Annotated in this window: 13 protein-coding genes; 9 read left to right on the top strand and 4 right to left on the bottom strand. The window is 73.9% G+C overall.

Features of this window, described 5'->3' with window-relative positions; all coding sequences use genetic code 11:
* The first annotated feature begins 120 nt into the window (after positions 1 to 120).
* Positions 121 to 1,146 (top strand): SIS domain-containing protein, encoded by a 1,026-nt coding sequence (locus tag ACGFZF_RS32700; RefSeq protein ID WP_393560129.1) that lies wholly within the window; start codon positions 121 to 123, stop codon positions 1,144 to 1,146.
* Positions 1,146 to 2,000 (top strand): ketose-bisphosphate aldolase, encoded by an 855-nt coding sequence (locus tag ACGFZF_RS32695; protein WP_393560127.1) that lies wholly within the window; start codon positions 1,146 to 1,148, stop codon positions 1,998 to 2,000. The genes ACGFZF_RS32700 and ACGFZF_RS32695 overlap by 1 nt, the downstream gene beginning before the upstream one ends.
* Here ACGFZF_RS32695 and ACGFZF_RS32690 read toward each other — a convergent pair.
* Positions 1,948 to 3,774, bottom strand: coding sequence for a VanW family protein (locus ACGFZF_RS32690; RefSeq protein ID WP_393560125.1), 1,827 nt, complete (start codon positions 3,772 to 3,774; stop codon positions 1,948 to 1,950). The genes ACGFZF_RS32695 and ACGFZF_RS32690 overlap by 53 nt on opposite strands.
* A 127-nt stretch (positions 3,775 to 3,901) precedes the next feature.
* On the opposite strand from ACGFZF_RS32690, the gene ACGFZF_RS32685 reads away from it, so the two are divergent.
* Both ACGFZF_RS32685 and ACGFZF_RS32680 read left to right on the top strand, forming a co-directional pair.
* Positions 3,902 to 4,234, top strand: a complete 333-nt coding sequence (locus ACGFZF_RS32685; protein WP_393560124.1) for a putative quinol monooxygenase — start codon at positions 3,902 to 3,904, stop codon at positions 4,232 to 4,234.
* Between the two features lie 114 nt (positions 4,235 to 4,348).
* The gene (locus ACGFZF_RS32680; RefSeq protein ID WP_393560121.1) at positions 4,349 to 5,377 is read left to right on the top strand and encodes a LacI family DNA-binding transcriptional regulator; all 1,029 of its coding nucleotides are present in this window, start codon (positions 4,349 to 4,351) and stop codon (positions 5,375 to 5,377) included.
* Between the two features lie 189 nt (positions 5,378 to 5,566).
* Here ACGFZF_RS32680 and xylA read toward each other — a convergent pair whose 3' ends face one another.
* Positions 5,567 to 6,736 carry a xylose isomerase gene (gene xylA, locus ACGFZF_RS32675; protein WP_393560119.1) on the bottom strand — a complete coding sequence of 390 codons (1,170 nt, stop codon included), beginning with the start codon at positions 6,734 to 6,736 and terminating at the stop codon, positions 5,567 to 5,569.
* 177 nt (positions 6,737 to 6,913) lie between these two features.
* Here xylA and xylB point away from each other — a divergent pair, with 177 nt between their 5' ends.
* From xylB to ACGFZF_RS32650, 5 genes are all read left to right on the top strand, one after another.
* Positions 6,914 to 8,401 carry a xylulokinase gene (gene xylB / locus ACGFZF_RS32670; RefSeq protein ID WP_393560117.1) on the top strand — a complete coding sequence of 496 codons (1,488 nt, stop codon included), beginning with the start codon at positions 6,914 to 6,916 and terminating at the stop codon, positions 8,399 to 8,401.
* 171 nt (positions 8,402 to 8,572) lie between these two features.
* Positions 8,573 to 9,589 carry a phosphatase PAP2 family protein gene (locus tag ACGFZF_RS32665; protein ID WP_393560115.1) on the top strand — a complete coding sequence of 339 codons (1,017 nt, stop codon included), beginning with the start codon at positions 8,573 to 8,575 and terminating at the stop codon, positions 9,587 to 9,589.
* A gap of 45 nt (positions 9,590 to 9,634) precedes the next feature.
* Complete coding sequence (locus ACGFZF_RS32660) at positions 9,635 to 11,854, top strand: NADP-dependent isocitrate dehydrogenase (protein ID WP_393560113.1); 2,220 nt, start codon at positions 9,635 to 9,637, stop codon at positions 11,852 to 11,854.
* Positions 11,855 to 11,950: 96 nt separating this feature from the next.
* Positions 11,951 to 12,241: a hypothetical protein gene (locus ACGFZF_RS32655; RefSeq protein WP_393560111.1), complete on the top strand. Its 291-nt coding sequence runs from the start codon at positions 11,951 to 11,953 to the stop codon at positions 12,239 to 12,241.
* A 72-nt stretch (positions 12,242 to 12,313) separates the two neighbouring features.
* Positions 12,314 to 13,861, top strand: coding sequence for a sigma-70 family RNA polymerase sigma factor (locus ACGFZF_RS32650; protein ID WP_393560109.1), 1,548 nt, complete (start codon positions 12,314 to 12,316; stop codon positions 13,859 to 13,861).
* 55 nt (positions 13,862 to 13,916) lie between these two features.
* On the opposite strand, the gene ACGFZF_RS32645 is transcribed toward ACGFZF_RS32650, so the two are convergent.
* On the bottom strand, positions 13,917 to 14,768 hold the full coding sequence (locus ACGFZF_RS32645; protein WP_393560107.1) for a CAP domain-containing protein: 852 nt from the start codon (positions 14,766 to 14,768) through the stop codon (positions 13,917 to 13,919).
* 163 nt (positions 14,769 to 14,931) lie between these two features.
* Positions 14,932 to 15,822 (bottom strand): universal stress protein, encoded by an 891-nt coding sequence (locus ACGFZF_RS32640; RefSeq protein ID WP_393560105.1) that lies wholly within the window; start codon positions 15,820 to 15,822, stop codon positions 14,932 to 14,934.
* Positions 15,823 to 15,912 lie beyond the last annotated feature (90 nt).

The raw sequence follows: 15,912 nt of genomic DNA, 5'->3' as shown, positions 1-15,912 counted from the left end.
GACGCTGGACCGCGGGCCCTCGCTGATGGATACTGCGCATCATAATGATGCTCGGAAGTGCTTGAAAGTCTGCTGTTTCACGCACAAGCAAGCATGACTCACTCTGTGAAGGAGCCGCACGTGCCCACCACGGGTCCCTCCCGCACCGCCGTCGAGATCGCGTCCCAGCCCGCCTGCTGGCGTGAGGCCGCCGACACCCTTCCCCGTCACCGCGCCGCTCTTCCCGTGCGCGGCGAGCGGGTCGCCGTGGTCGGCTGCGGCACCTCCTGGTTCGTCGCCCAGGCCTACGCGCAGCTGCGGGAGAGCGGCGGGCACGGCGAGACCGACGCCTTCGCCGCCTCCGAGTTCCCCCTGGGCCGCGACTACGACCGGATCCTTGCCATCACGCGCTCGGGAACCACGACCGAGGTCCTCGACCTGCTCGCCAAGGTCCGGGGCACCGCCGTCACCGGCGCCCTCACCGCCGACCCGGCCACCCCCGTGATGACGGCGGCCGACGCCGTCGCGGTCCTGGACTTCGCCGACGAGGAGTCGGTGGTGCAGACCCGGTTCGCCACCACCGCGCTCGCCCTGCTCCGCGCGCACCTGGAGGCCGAGGACGCGCTCCCGGCCGGCGTCCGCACCGTGGCGCAGGCCGCCGATGACGCCGAACGCGCCGTCGCCGAACCACTGGCCGACGCCGTCACGGACGCCGAGCAGTTCACCTTCCTGGGTACCGGCTGGACCTACGGCCTGGCGCTGGAGGCCGGGCTGAAGATGCGGGAGGCCGCCGGAGCCTGGACCGAGGCGTACCCGGCGATGGAGTACCGGCACGGGCCGATCAGCATCACCGGACCCGGTCGGGTGGCCTGGGTGTTCGGACCGGTACCCGCCGGGCTCGCCGACGACGTCGCCCGCGTCGGCGGCACGCTCGTCGCGGATTCGGGCGCGGGCTCGGGCGCGGGCTCGGGTTCCGGCTCCGGCTCGGGTTCCGGCGCGGACGACAGTGATCCGTTCGCGCCCCGCGCCCTCGATCCGCTCGCCGACCTCGTCCGGGCCCAGCGGCTCGCCGTCCTGCTTGCCGAGGCCCAGGGACAGGACCCGGACCGGCCCCGCAACCTCACCCGGTCCGTGGTCCTCTCCGTGCCCGCCGGAGAGGGCGCCTGATGCCGCTCGTCCCCACCGGCGAGATCGTCCTCGGGGCGCGCGAGGCCGGAATCGGCGCCGGCGCCTTCAACGTCGTCCAGATCGAGCACGCGCAGGCCATCGTCGCCGGCGCCGAGGCGGCCGGCCGCTCCGTGATCCTGCAGATCAGCGAGAACACCGCCCGCTACCACGGCTCCCTGGAGCCGATCGCGCTCGCCACCCTCGCCACGGCGCGCCGCGCGAGCGTCCCGGTCGCCGTCCACCTGGACCACGCCGAGGAGCCCGAGCTCGTCCACGAAGCCGTCCGGCTCGGATTCGGCTCCGTCATGTTCGACGCCTCGAAGCTTCCGTACGAGGAGAATGTCGCCGCGACGCGCGAGACGACGGCGTACTGCCATCGTCACGACGTCTGGGTGGAGGCCGAACTCGGCGAGGTGGGCGGCAAGGACGGTGCGCACGCCCCCGGAGTGCGCACCGATCCCGACGAGGCGCGGGACTTCGTGGCCGCCACCGCCGTCGACGCCCTGGCCGTCGCCGTGGGCAGCTCGCACGCGATGCTCACCCGGGACGCGGTCCTCGACTTCGCCCTCGTGTCACGACTGAGGGACACCGTGCCGGTGCCCCTCGTCCTGCACGGCTCGTCGGGCGTCGGGGACGTGGACCTCAGCTGGGCGGTCAACGCCGGGATGACGAAGGTGAACGTCTCCACACACCTGAACAAGGCGTTCACCCGGGCCGTACGGGTCCACCTGGCGGAACACGCCGACACCGTCGACCCCCGCCGCTACCTCGGTCCTGCCCGCACGGCCGTCGCGGACGCCGTCACTCACCTGCTCGGGATACTGGCGGCTGAGGCGCCGCTTCTTCACACGTGACGCGGTCGCGCGGGGTGTAGTGCGTGTGGAAGGTCTCCCGCCCGACCTCCGCCCCGCCCTTGTGGAACACGCGGTCCACCGAGACGTCGAAGCCCTCCAGCGGGGTCTGCGGCTCGCACTTCTCGCCCGTGCCCTTGCGTTCCGCCGGCTTCGTGAGCTTGGTGTGGGGGCCTTCGACGGCCTCCACACGGTCGTACTTCTTGGTGCCGAGGAAGCTGACGGTCACCGAGTGGTCGGTGGCACGCGCCGAGATGTAGATGCCGTGCCCGGAGTCGTTGCGGAACTTCAGGTCGAGCGAACCCCAGGCGACCGTGGCCTCGCGGCCCGCCGGGTACCGCTCGATGTAGAACGAGTGCGCCCCGTGCTCGATCGGCTTGACCCCGGCGAAGAAGAGCGCGTTGAAGGTCGTGGTGGCGACCGCGGAGACCCCGCCGCCCGGCGCGGAGTGGTACTGACCGTCGAGGATCATCGTGCCGTCCACGAAGCCGTTCGCCTTGGTGCGTTCGCCGACGGTCTTGTTGAAGCTCCAGACCTCGCCGGGCTTCACGACCGAGCCGTTGATGAGCTCCACGGCACGCCCGATGTTGGTCGTCCGGTAGGGCGCGGTCGGGAACTCGACCGTGAAGCTGGACATCTGCTCCTTGATCCCGAGCTCCGCCACGGACTTCCGGGTGAGCTCCGGCTGGATCAGCCGGGTGGCGACGGGGGCGGTGCGCGCGGTGTCGCCGGTCTTCGTCAGCAGGGGTCGGACGGCGTCGCCCAGTGCCGCGGCGGTCACCTCGTGCCCGGCGCGGCCGTCGGACTCGACCACCACGCGACCGCCCTGTACGCCGAGCTTCGCCTCGACCGGGCCGGTGGCCAGGGCGTCGAGCGGACGTGCCACGTCCGGGTCGCGCCGGAGCCCCTCCGCGTCGAGCGACGCGGAGAGCCGGCCGTGGTCGTCCGCCTTCACCTTCAGGTGGTCGGAGAGCGTCGCGGGGGAGATCCGCAGCGGTGTGCCGTCGACGGTCACGGTCACCGGACCCGACATCGCCGGAGTACCGAACTCCTTCATGAAGCGGGCGACCTCGGCCTCGCCGACCGTGGGACGGGACACCGCCGTCGGCAGCGCCACCGGGCTCCGGCCGGTCGAGGGGTAGGCGCTCCGCAGCGCGTCCACGGCCCGGGCGGTGTCCAGCTTCTGCCCGGTGCGCGCCTCGGCCACCACGGCCTTGCCGGCCTTGAAGGAGACGGCGCCCTCGGCCTTCTCGCGGTCGTAGGTCCGCGAGGCGGCCGTCAGGCCCTCCGCGGCGCGTCCCTGGTCGAAGGCGACGACCGGCTCGACGGCCCGTTCGCCGGAGGAGAAGAGGCGGCCGATCACCGTCACCGGGTCACGCGAGGAGTCGGCGGCCCGTTCGGCGGTCTTCGCGGTGTCGACCCGCAGGCCGACGGTTCCGGGGGGGACCGTGCCGGCGCTGTCGCCGACCCGTATCGGTATGGCGCGTGTCCAGGAGTCGGGGGCGGCGGCGTCCAGTCTCGACTGGGCCTCGGCGCGGCTCATCCCCCCGATGTCCACGCCGGCCACCGTTGTGCCCTGGGATATGTCGTCCCCCGCGGCCACGAGGCCGGCGATGTACAGGCCCCCGCCGGCGGCGACGGCGGCCGCGGCGACCAGGACCGCGATCCGTGTGCGGCTGCGCCGTCCCGAAGGGTGCGAGGTGGTCGTGTCGACGTCGTTGAAGGGGCGGCGCACACGGCCTCCGTTTGCGTTCGAGGATCGGGACGGGCGGGACATACCCGGACGAGAATACGCCCAACAGGGTGAGATCTGTCGGAAATGTGAGTGTCATCCCATCGGGTCGTACGCCTGTCCCGCCGGTCGTCCGCTGGCCCCGCCGCCCCGGCGGGCCCAGGCTGGAGGCATGATTTTCATCGCCGTACGCTTCACCGCCCGCCCCGAGGCCGCCGACTCCTGGCTCGAGCTCGTGGCCGACTTCACCCGGGCCACCCGTGCGGAGCCGGGGAACCTCTTCTTCGACTGGTCGCGCAGTGTGGACGACCCGCACGTGTACGTCCTCCTGGAGGCTTTCGCCGACGCCGAGGCGGGCGCCGCCCACGTCGCCTCCGACCACTTCGCGGCGGGGCTCGACGCCATGGCGGGCGCGATCGCCGCGACGCCCGAGATCATCAACGTCGAGGTGCCCGGGCAGGGGTGGGGTGCCATGGCCGAACTCGCCCCACGGAGCAACCCCTGACCAGGGCGCCCGGCGCCCGACCCGGGCCGGGGCGGGTCGACGGCGAGAGGATCATGGGAGCGCTCCCATCGGGATAGGGTCAGCGGCACACCGGAACGTGAGGGGAGACGGCAGATGGTGGGGAGCGGACGGCAGACCGGCAGGCCGACCCTGGAGGAGGTCGCGGCCAGGGCCGGGGTGGGCCGTGGCACGGTCTCGCGGGTGATCAACGGCTCGCCCCGGGTGAGCGACCAGGCGAGGAAGGCCGTCGAGCGGGCCGTCGCCGAGCTCGGGTACGTCCCCAACCGGGCGGCGCGGGCGCTGGCCGGCAGCCGTACCGACGCGGTCGCCCTGGTGATCCCCGAGACCGAGGCCCGACTCTTCACCGAGCCGTACTTCCTCGACATCATCCGCGGCGTCAGCGTCGAACTCGCCGATGCCGACAAGCAGTTGCTGCTCACGCTGATCCGTGACGACAAGGAGCGGCAGCGCTTCGAGCACTATCTCGCCGCCCAGCGCGTCGACGGCGTGCTGCTGGTGTCCGTGCACCGCGAGGACCCGTTGCCCGACCAGGTGCGGATGCTGGGGCTGCCCGCCGTGCTCAACGGACGCCGGTCCGAGGAGGAGCCGGTGGCGTTCGTCGACTCCGACAACATCGGCGCCGGCCGCTCCGCCGTCGCCCACCTGGCCGGCCGGGGCCGGCGCCGCATCGCGACCATCACCGGTCCGCTCGACATGTACGTGGCCCGCTGCCGCCTCGACGGCTACCGGGCCGGTCTGACGGAGGCCGGCCTGACGCCCGACGAGTCGCTGGTGGCGACCGGCGACTTCACGGAGGAGGGCGGCCGGCTGGCGATGCGCGACCTGCTGGAGCGGAACCCGGACCTGGACGCGGTCTTCGCCGCCTCCGACGTGATGGCGGCCGGCGCGCGGTCCGTGCTGCGGGAGGCCGGCCGCCGGGTCCCCGAGGACGTGGCGCTGGTCGGGGTGGACGACTCGGCGGTGGCCCGGCACATGGACCCGCCGCTGACGAGCGTGCGCCAGCCGATCGAGGAGATGGGCCGCACCATGGCGCGCCTGCTGTTGCAGGAGATCGCGCAGGAGTCCGCCGAGCAGCCCCGCCGCGTGCTGCCGACGGAGCTGGTGGTCCGCGCCTCGTCCTGACCGCAGCGGGACGGGAGGGGTCCGGACGAGGCGCGGGGGGCCGGGGCAGGGCCGGAGCGAGGTCGCGCCGGCCCGATCGGGCGTCCGGGGTGGGGATCCACCCGACGCCCCGACCGGTCCCGAGGGGTGTCCTGCCGGGCTCCCGGCGTGCCGGGCCGGTCGGGAGGACGTCCCTGAGGGCGGCGCTGGTCAGCGCACCGCGAGCAGGTGCTCCAGGGCCAGCTGGTCCAGGTGCTCGAAGGCGAGAGACCGCTCGGCCACCGCCGTCGCGTCGAAGTCCTCGTACGCGGACCGGTCCGCGAGGAGGGCGGCCAGACCGTCGGCCGCCGTGGGGACCGCGAGCTCGGGCAGCCGGGAGGCCGCCAGCGCCTGCCGGACCTCGGCGTCGGCGCGGAAGGCGGCCGCGCGGTCCTTGAGGATCAGGTAGTTGCGCATGCAGTTCTTCGCGGACTCCCAGACGCCGTCGAACCCGTCGGTCCGGACGGGCTTGAAGTCGAAGTGCCGCGGTCCCTCGTACCCGGCCGACTCCAGCAGGTCCACCAGCCAGAACGCCTGCCGCAGGTCTCCGGCCCCGAAGCGGAAGTCCTGGTCGTACTTGATCCCGGACTGGCCGTTGAGGTCGATGTGGAACAGCTTGCCCGCCCACAGCGCCTGCGCGATGCCGTGCGGGAAGTTGAGGCCGGCCATCTGCTCGTGGCCCGTCTCCGGGTTCACGCCGACCAGCTCCGGGCGTTCCAGGCGCTCGATGAAGGCGAGGGCGTGTCCGATCGTCGGCAGCAGGATGTCGCCACGCGGCTCGTTCGGCTTGGGCTCGATCGCGAAGCGCAGGTCGTAGCCCTGCTCGGTGACGTACTGGCCGAGCAGGTCGAAGGCCTCCTTCATCCGGTCGAGGGCGACCTGGACGTCCTTCGCCGCGCCGGACTCGGCGCCCTCGCGGCCGCCCCACGCGACGTAGGTGGTGGCGCCCAGCTCGACGGCCAGGTCGATGTTGCGGATCGTCTTGCGCAGCGCGAAGCGGCGTACCTCGCGGTCGTTGGCCGTGAAGCCGCCGTCCTTGAAGACGGGGTGCGTGAACAGGTTGGTCGTGGCCATCGGCACCTTCAGGCCGGTGCGCTCCAGCGCGGCCCGGAAGCGCTTGACCGCCGTCTCGCGCTCGGCCTCGGAGGCCTCGAACGGGATGAGGTCGTCGTCGTGGAACGTCACGCCGTACGCGCCGAGGCCGGCCAGGCGCTCGACCGACTCGACGGGGTCGAGGGCCGGGCGGGTGGCGTCGCCGAAGGGATCGCGGCCCTGCCAGCCGACGGTCCACAGGCCGAAGGTGAACCGGTCCTCGGGGGCGGGTACGAAGGGGGCGGGCATGGTCCGGTCCTCTCGTTCGGGGTCTGGGCGACCGATTTGTTTTCTGTGATAACTAATACGGCACCAGGGCGCGTCCGCGCCAGAGGGAATCGGGATCCGACGGTCCGGATCCCGTCGGCCGGCCTACGGGATCCGGACCGGTGCGACGGCGCACCATCGACAGGAGAGGCGGCATCCATGCCCGTGCAGAACCCCGTGGTGATCGGCGTGGACAGTTCCACACAGTCCACCAAGGCGGCCGTGGTCGACTCCGTCACCGGCGCGCTGCTCGCCGTCGGCCGGGCCCCGCACACGGTCACCGGCACCGACGGCGCGCGCGAGAGCGACCCCGAGCAGTGGTGGTCGGCGCTGCGGGAGGCGGTCGGCCGCGGCCTGAAGGAGTCGGGCGTGCCGGCGGGTGACGTCGTGGGGATCGCCGTCGCCGGTCAGCAGCACGGCCTCGTCGTGCTCGACGCGGCGGGCGGTCCCCTGCGGGCGGCGCTGCTCTGGAACGACACCCGCTCCGCCCCGCAGGCCGCCGCCCTCACCGAGGCGCTCGGCGGACCGGGCGCCTGGCTGGAACGCGCCGGCTCGGTTCCGGTCGCCGCGATGACCGCCGCCAAGTGGGAATGGCTGCGGGCCCACGAACCCGCCACCGCCGCCGCGGCCGCCGGAGTCCGGCTGCCGCACGACTTCCTCACCGAGCGGCTGACCGGCGTCGCCGCGACCGACCCCGGCGACGCCTCCGGCACCTGCTGGTACTCCACCGCCGACCACGCCTACGACCCGGTGCTGCTCGATCTCCTCGGCCTCGACCCCGCCCTGCTCCCGACGGTGGCTCCCACCGGCGCCACGCGCGTCGGCACCCTCACGCCGGCGGCCGCCCACGCACTCGGCCTGCCCGAGAGCGTCGCCGTCGCCGCCGGCACCGGTGACAACATGGCTGCGGCGGTGGGCCTCGGTCTCGGCGAGGGCGGGCTGCTCGACCACCCGGTCGTCAGCCTCGGCACCTCCGGCACCGTGTTCGCCGCGACCCGGACCCGCCCGGCCGCCCCGAGCCTTGCCGGGTTCGCCGCCGCCGACGGGACGTACCTCCCGCTCGGCTGCACCCTCAACTGCACCCAGGCCGTGGACCGGTTCGCCCGGCTCCTGGGCCTCGACCGGGAGGATGCCCTGCCGGGTGACGGCGTGGTCGTCCTGCCGTACCTCGACGGCGAACGCACCCCCGACCTGCCGCACGCCACCGGCCTGCTCACCGGGCTGCGGCACACCACGACCCCGGGCGCCATCCTCGGGGCGGCCTACGAGGGCGCTGCCTTCACCGTCCTGCGGGCCCTGGACGAGCTCCTCACCTCGTGCGGCCAGGATCCCGCGGACCCCGCCGTGGCCGATCGCCCGCTGCGCCTCGTCGGCGGCGGAGCCCAGGGCCGGGTGTGGCGCGACACCGTCCGCCGGCTCTCGGGACGCTCGCTGGTCGTCCCGGCGGAGACCGAACTCGTCGCCCTGGGAGCGGCGGCGCTCGCGGCCGGAGCGGCCGGCGGCGGCGACCCGGTCGCGCTGGCCGACGCCTGGGGAACGGGCCGCGGCACCGTCCTGCCGGCGCTGCCGCGGGACCGCGGGACCTGGGACCGGATCGCGGGGGTCCTGGACGGTGCGGGACCGTTCATGCGCCCGTCGGCCGGGTGATCCGGACGACCGAGCCCCGCCGGGCCCGCGGGGTGTCCCGGCGCCGGGCCGCGGGAGGGCGGCTCCGTCCTGCCCGGTGGAGCCCGCACCGCCGCCGGGTGCCCGTTCCTCGGCGTGTCGTTCGGGTGCCTCCAGCGGGCGCGGGACGGCGCGCCGGGTTCGAATCGGGACATGGCTCCCTTCGACAGGCCCCGTACGGACGGCTTCACGCCGCCCCCGGCGCCCGGCACCTGGTGGTACGCCGCCGTCGCCGGTGAGGCCGCCGACTCCTTCTGCACCCGGGTGCGCAAGCGCATGCAGGCCGCCTCCCTCGTCTCGGTGGGCCTGCTGGCCGTCGTCTACGCCGCACTCGTGCTCACGGCCACCGGTCAGCGCTGGGAGAACGCGGCGCTGGCGGGGCGGGTGACCGACGGGACGCTGGCCGCCGCCCACCAGGCGCATCCGACGCTCCGGTACGTCACCCTCTCCTCCCTCGCCGTCGCCCTGGTGGTGCTGACCCTGATCGGCGTCCTGCGCCGGCGCTACGCGCTCACCGCCGTCGCGCTCGCCACCGTCACCGGCTCCCTCCTGCTCGCCGAACTGCTCAAGGAGTTCGTCCTGGGGCGCCCTGACCTCGTCGGGGCGCCGCCGCACCTCGTGGACAACACCTTTCCCAGCGGGCACACCACGATCGCCATGAGCGTGATGTTCGGCCTGCTCGTCGTCGTCCCCTTCCGCATGCGCGGCCTCGCCGCCGGACTCTGCGCGCTCTGGGCCACCGCCGTCGGCGCCTACACCCTGGCGGCCGGCTGGCACCGGCCCGGGGACGCGATCGGCGCCGACCTGCTGGTCCTGGCCGTCGGCTGCGGGCTGGTCGGGATGCTGGCCCGCCGCGGCCGCGTCGCCCCCGCGCCCCGTCGCCGCTTCCCGCTGCGCGCCCTCTTCGTCACCGGCCCGCTGGCCGGCGTCGCCGTCCTCGGCCTCGGGATCGGCCTCGTCCTGCTTCTCGACTACCTGCTCACGGCGACCGGCGACCCCTCCCTGCCCCGGCTCGCCCACCAGGCCGGACAGGCCCTCGCCGTCGGCGCCGGCGCGGCCGCGACCCTGCTGGTGCTCGCCCTGCTGCGCCACGTCGACCTCGACGGACGCCCCGTCCCGTACCGATGGACGGGGCCCTTTACCGAGGAGCCCGAGGAGGAGATATCTTGATGTCGAGCAATCTCGCAGACGCAGACGTGGAGCGGAGCACACCCGGTGACTGACTCGACCATCATCTACACGCACACCGACGAGGCGCCCGCCCTGGCGACGTACTCGTTCCTGCCCGTGATCCAGGCCTATGCCTCGACCGCCGGGATCAATGTCGAGACCCGTGACATCTCCCTGGCCGGCCGCATCATCGCGAGCTTCCCCGAGCGTCTCGAAGAGGGTCAGCGCATCGACGACGCCCTCGCCGAGCTCGGCGAGCTGGCCAAGACGCCGGCCGCCAACATCATCAAGCTCCCGAACGTCTCGGCGTCCATCCCGCAGCTGAAGGCCGCGATCGCCGAGCTCCAGGAGCAGGGCTACGCCCTCCCGGACTACCCGGACGACCCGCGGACCGACGAGGACAAGGACGTCCGCGCCCGGTACGACAAGATCAAGGGCAGCGCCGTCAACCCGGTCCTCCGCGAGGGCAACTCGGACCGCCGCGCCCCGGGCTCGGTCAAGAACTACGCCAAGACGCACCCGCACCGCATGGGCGCCTGGTCCGCGGACTCGAAGACGAACGTCGCCACGATGGGCGAGAACGACTTCCGGTCCACCGAGAAGTCCACGGTCGTCGCCGAGGCCGGCACCCTGCGCATCGAGCACGTGGCCGCCGACGGCACCGTCAGCGTCCTGCGCGAGTCCGTACCGGTCCTGGCCGGCGAGGTCGTCGACGCTTCCGTCATGCGCGCCGCCGCCCTGCGGACCTTCCTGAGCGAGCAGGTCGCCCGGGCGAAGTCCGAGGACGTCCTCTTCTCCGTGCACCTCAAGGCCACGATGATGAAGGTCTCCGACCCGATCGTCTTCGGCCACGTCGTGCGCGCCTTCTTCCCGCAGACCTTCGCGAAGTACGGCGAGGTCCTCGCCGCCGCCGGTCTGTCCCCCAACGACGGTCTCGGCACCGTCCTCAAGGGCCTCGACGCGCTTCCGGCCGGCGAGGAGATCAAGGCCTCCTTCACGGCCGAGCTCGCCGAGGGCCCGGCCCTGGCGATGGTCGACTCCGACAAGGGCATCACGAACCTGCACGTCCCGTCCGACGTCATCGTCGACGCCTCGATGCCGGCCATGATCCGCACCTCCGGCCACATGTGGGGCCCGGACGGCCAGGAGGCCGACACCCTCGCCGTCCTCCCGGACAGCAGCTACTCCGGTGTCTACCAGGCCGTCCTCGACGACTGCCGCGCGCACGGCGCCTTCGACCCGTCGACCATGGGCTCCGTCCCGAACGTCGGCCTGATGGCGCAGAAGGCCGAGGAGTACGGCTCCCACGACAAGACCTTCGAGATCGCCGCGGCCGGCACGGTCCGCCTCGTCGACGCCGCCGGTGACGTCGTGCTGGAGCAGGAGGTCGCCGAGGGCGACATCTTCCGCGCCTGCCAGACCAAGGACCTGCCGATCCAGGACTGGGTCAAGCTGGCCGTCACCCGCGCCCGCGCCACCGGCGACCCGGCCGTCTTCTGGCTGGACGAGACCCGTGCGCACGACGCGCAGCTGATCGCCAAGGTCAACGCGTACCTGCCGGAGCACGACACCGAGGGCCTGGAGATCAAGATCCTCGCCCCCGTCGACGCCACGACGTTCTCCCTGGAGCGCATCCGTCGCGGTGAGAACACCATCTCGGTCACCGGCAACGTGCTGCGCGACTACCTCACCGACCTCTTCCCGATCCTGGAGCTGGGCACCAGCGCCAAGATGCTCTCGGTCGTCCCGCTGATGGCGGGCGGCGGCCTCTTCGAGACGGGCGCCGGCGGCTCCGCGCCGAAGCACGTCCAGCAGCTCGTCAAGGAGAACTACCTGCGCTGGGACAGCCTGGGCGAGTTCTTCGCCCTGGCCGCCAGCTTCGAGCACCTGGCCACCACCACCGGCAACGCCCGCGCCCAGGTCCTCGCCGACACCCTCGACCGCGCCACCGGCACCTTCCTCAACGAGGACAAGTCGCCGACCCGTCGCCTCGGTGGTATCGACAACCGCGGCAGCCACTTCTACCTGGCCATGTACTGGGCCCAGGAGCTGGCCGCCCAGACCGAGGACGCGCAGCTCGCGACGGCCTTCGCCGGCCTGGCGAAGACCCTCACCGAGCAGGAGGACACCATCGTCTCCGAGCTCGCCGCGGTGCAGGGCTCCCCGGCCGAGATCGGCGGCTACTACCAGCCCGACCCGGCCAAGGCCGCGGCCGTGATGCGCCCGTCCGCCACGCTCAACGAGGCCATCGCGTCCCTCGCCTGATCCGGCGCGACCGCCTTTCCGCCCCGGCCGGACACCTGTCCGACCGGGGCGGTCCCGTCGGTGGCGGATGTGCCGTCCGGGTGTGAACCTGGATGGATGAGCTGGGCATCATGGACGACCGCCGGGGTCTATACCGGGCGTGGTGGGGTGCTCACCGACGAGGTCGGTGTGCTCACGGGCGACGTGACCATACACACGACCTGGGCGGATGACGAAGCACGTGTGGCCGTGCAGTACAGCGGCGCGTCCGACTGGTTCACCATGTCGGGCAGTCCGGTGCCGTGCGCTTCCGAGGTGGAGAGCCGCGACATCCACGAGGCGGTCATCGAGGCCGTCCGGGCGGGGAACGCGGCCGTCGTGCCGCGCCTGCACCATCCAACGGCATAACTGTTATTTCGCCCGCGCCCACGGGTCTCCTCAGTACGGGGACGGGAAGGCCCAGGGACGAGGGAGCACGACATGGACAGCGACGAGCACGGCGCGGCCGAGCTGGTGGAGGCGGCCGCGGCGGGAGACCCCGCTGCCCGGGAACGCCTGGTGCGGGCCTGTCTTCCCCTCGTCTACAACATCGTCGGCCGGGCGCTCGACGGTCACGCCGACGTCGACGACGTCGTCCAGGAGACGATGTTCCGTGCCCTCGACGGCCTGCCCGGACTGCGCGACCCCGCGCGTTTCCGCTCCTGGCTGGTCGCGATAGCCATGAACCAGATCCGCCGGCGCTGGCGCGACCGGCAGCACGGTGCGCTCCCCGGCCTCGACCGGGCCGCGGAGCTCGCCGACCCGGGCGGCGACTTCGTCGACCTGACCATCCTGCGCCTCGGCCTGTCCGGACAGCGCCGCGAGGTCGCCGAGGCGACCCGCTGGCTCGACGAGACGGACCGTGAACTGCTCTCCCTGTGGTGGCTGGAGGCCACCGGCGAACTGAGCCGCGCCGAACTGGCCGAGGCGCTCGACCTCACCGCGCAGCACGCCGCCGTCCGCGTCCAGCGGATGAAGGGGCAGCTGGAGACGGGCCGGGCCGTCGTACGGGCGCTGGCCGCGACGCCGCCCTGCCCCGAACTGGCCGGGATCCTGGACGGCTGGGACGGCCACCCCTCCCCGCTGTGGCGCAAGCGGATCGCCCGCCACCTGCGGACCTGCTCCACGTGCGCCCCCGCCCGTGCCGGACTCGCCCCCGCCGAGGGGCTGCTGGTGGGCCTCGGCCTGGTGGCGCCGTTGCTCGGCCTGCGGTCGGCACCGGTGGCCCCCGGCGACCTGGCCACCGCGGCCTGGCCGGAGCCGGCGGCGCCCTCCGCCACCGGGCTTCCGGCCCCCGATCCGGCGGGGGCGGCTCCCGCGGATCCGGCGGCGGGCGGCGCGGGCCTCCCGCCCGGTTCCGTCCCGGGCCCGCGCGGGGGCGGCGGCACCCTGGGCCGGGCCTGGATCGCCGGCGCCGCCGCGCTCGGTGTCCTCGGCGGCATCATCCTCCTCGTCCCCTCGGCGCCCGAGGAGCGGGAGTTCGCGCCGGTCGCCCCCGCCGCGGCGCCCCCCGTGCGGGCCAGTGCCCCGGCTTCCCCCGCACCACCGCCGCCCACCACGCCCCGCCCGAGCCGCACGGCCACGCCCGCGCCGACCCCGACGCCCACGGCGGCGGAACGGCTGACCCGGCTGGTCAACCAGCGCCGCGCGAAGGAGGGGTGCGCTCCCCTGCGCACCGATGACCGGCTCACGCAGGCGGCCCGCGCGTACGCCCGGGACATGGTGCGCCGCGACTACTACGGGCACAGCAGCCCCGAGGGCGAGTTCGCCGACACCCGGATCTCGGACACCGGATACGCGTGGAGCCGTTGGGCCGAGAACCTCGCGCGCGGGATGCGCGACCCGGCGACGGTCTTCGACAGCTGGATGGACGGCGGGATGCACCAGGAGAACATGCTGGACTGCCGCTACCGCGACACCGGTGTCGCCGCCGTGCCCGGCCCGGACGGCACGGTCTGGGTGCAGAAGCTGGCCAGGCCCGCCGGCTGAGCCGGACCCGCGTGCCGCCGTACCGGTGCCCGGCGGGCGGGCGGCGCGCGCCTCGTCAGCGGCGGGCGCCGAAGTTCTGCACCCACCACGGGCCGTTGGCGGTGAGGGCCACACCGACACCGATCTCCCTGAAGGAGCAGTTGAGGATGTTGTGCCGGTGGGTGTCGCTGTCCATCCAGTCCTCCATCACCCGGACGGCGGACTTCGGGCCGCGATGGATGTTCTCGCCCCAGGCCGACCAGGCATAGCCCGTGCGGCTGATCCGGTCGCCCGCGTTCCGGCCCTCGGGGGACTGGTGTTCGTAGTAGTCGCGGGCGGCCATGTCGTCCGCGTGTGCCTGGGCCGAGGACCGGAGCCGCTGCTCGGCCCGGAGCGGGCGGCAACCCGCCTTCTCCCGCTCCTCGTTGACCAGGGCGATGACCTGTTCGACGTAGTCGGCGGGTCCCCTGCCGACCGGAGCGCCGGTCGTCCGGCCGGTCTCCCGGTGGATCGGGGCGGGCGGGAGCGTGCCCGTAAGGGGTGCGGTGGAACCCGCGTCGGGCGAGGGTGAGCGTCCCCGGACCGGCCCGGAGACGGTTCCCGCCGGGGAGACCCGGGCCGGCGCGGTCGCGGGGCGGGCGGCGCCGTACCCGGCCGGCGGTGCCGTCGGCGGTGCGGCCCCCGCGGCGAGCGGTGCCGGGACGGACCCGGCCGCCGTCCGCGCCCGGGGCTCCGTCCCTGCCGCGCGCTCCGTCGCCGCCACGTAGGCGCCGAGGGCCGCGGTCAGGACGGCCGCCGCCACCCCCGTGAGGGTGACCGCCGTCCGGAAGGACGGCACGCCCGGCACCCGCCGCCGGTTTCCTCCTCCGCGGTGACGGCCGCCGCTCGCCTTCGGGCCGTGCGGGCTGCGTGCGTCGTGGTGGTCCATGGGGCTCCGCTCTCTGTCCGAGGCCGCCCGGGGTTCGGCAGGGGGAGCGCTGCCGGGGCGACGGGCGTATCACTTTCCGGCTTCCGCCACCGCGACACACCTCGTCAACCCGTGGCGTCAACCCTCGTTGACCACCCTCCCCGACCGGTCGAGAATGAGCGCGTCAGACGTGGGGAACGACGGCCACCGGGCAGGGCGCCAGGTGCAGGGCGGCGTGCGCCACGGACCCGATCCGCGACCCGAGAGCCCCACGCCGGGCCCGGCGCCCGACGACCAGGAGCCCGGCGGCTCCGGACGAGGACAGCAGCACCTGCCCTGCGCTCCCGACCTCCACGTGCTCGGTCACCGGCACGTCCGGGAACCGCTCCCGCCACGGCGCCACGGCCTCGCGCAGGGCCTTCTCCTCGAACGGGACGAGCCCGCCCGCCTGGTCCGCCAGTGCCATCGACGCCGGGCTGTAGGCGTACAGGGCCGGCAGGCTCCAGGCCCGTACCGCCCGCACCGGCACGCCCCGCGCCGCGGCCGTCTCGAACGCGAAGCCGAGAGCGGGGGCGCTGTCCTCCGGCCCGCCCTGCTGACCGACGAGGATCTCCCCGCCGACGTGGCTGTCGCCGTCGGTGGCCTCGACCCCGTCGCCGTCCCGTGAGCGCACCGCCACGACCGGACGGGTGGCCTCCGCGATGATCTGCTGTCCGTACGAGCCGAGCAGGAAGCCCGCCAGGGCCCCGTGCCCGCGCGAGCCGATGACGAGCATCTCCGCCTCCTTCTCGGTGCTGAGGAGTGCGGCGACCGGCGTGTCGTGCAGGACCTCCGCGGTCAGCGCGAGGCCGGGGCGGCGCGCCGCGATCCTGGCCTCCGCCTCGCGGATCACCTGCTCGGCGATCCGTTCCTGGGACCCCCGGTCCTGTTCGAGCGGGATGTCCAGCGGCTCCCATCGCCAGGCGTGCACCAGCCGCAGGGGCAGGCCCCGGTGGTGCGCCTCGCGCGCGGCCCAGTCCGCCGCGGCGAGGCTCTCCGGGGATCCGTCCACTCCCGCGACGATCTCACGACTCATCAGGTTGCCTCCGTGACGTCGATGGCCCGGCCGTCCGGCCCGGCCCGCTGCCTCCAGTTTGGGCCCGAAGGCCGGTCGAGGGGAGGGCCG

Origin of the sequence: Streptomyces sp. NPDC048338, from assembly GCF_043201055.1 — a bacterium.
GTDB lineage: Bacteria > Actinomycetota > Actinomycetes > Streptomycetales > Streptomycetaceae > Streptomyces.
This window is presented reverse-complemented; position numbering and strand designations above follow the sequence as displayed.

What these genes read in the sequence shown, in the direction of transcription:
- ACGFZF_RS32695 (WP_393560127.1), top strand. Translation starts at nt 1,146, where the DNA reads ATGCCGCTCGTCCCCACCGGCGAGATCGTCCTCGGGGCGCGCGAGGCC.
- ACGFZF_RS32690 (WP_393560125.1), bottom strand. Translation starts at nt 3,774, where the DNA reads ATGTCCCGCCCGTCCCGATCCTCGAACGCAAACGGAGGCCGTGTGCGC.
- ACGFZF_RS32685 (WP_393560124.1), top strand. Translation starts at nt 3,902, where the DNA reads ATGATTTTCATCGCCGTACGCTTCACCGCCCGCCCCGAGGCCGCCGAC.
- ACGFZF_RS32680 (WP_393560121.1), top strand. Translation starts at nt 4,349, where the DNA reads ATGGTGGGGAGCGGACGGCAGACCGGCAGGCCGACCCTGGAGGAGGTC.
- xylA (WP_393560119.1), bottom strand. Translation starts at nt 6,736, where the DNA reads ATGCCCGCCCCCTTCGTACCCGCCCCCGAGGACCGGTTCACCTTCGGC.
- xylB (WP_393560117.1), top strand. Translation starts at nt 6,914, where the DNA reads ATGCCCGTGCAGAACCCCGTGGTGATCGGCGTGGACAGTTCCACACAG.
- ACGFZF_RS32665 (WP_393560115.1), top strand. Translation starts at nt 8,573, where the DNA reads ATGGCTCCCTTCGACAGGCCCCGTACGGACGGCTTCACGCCGCCCCCG.
- ACGFZF_RS32655 (WP_393560111.1), top strand. Translation starts at nt 11,951, where the DNA reads ATGAGCTGGGCATCATGGACGACCGCCGGGGTCTATACCGGGCGTGGT.
- ACGFZF_RS32650 (WP_393560109.1), top strand. Translation starts at nt 12,314, where the DNA reads ATGGACAGCGACGAGCACGGCGCGGCCGAGCTGGTGGAGGCGGCCGCG.
- ACGFZF_RS32645 (WP_393560107.1), bottom strand. Translation starts at nt 14,768, where the DNA reads ATGGACCACCACGACGCACGCAGCCCGCACGGCCCGAAGGCGAGCGGC.
- ACGFZF_RS32640 (WP_393560105.1), bottom strand. Translation starts at nt 15,822, where the DNA reads ATGAGTCGTGAGATCGTCGCGGGAGTGGACGGATCCCCGGAGAGCCTC.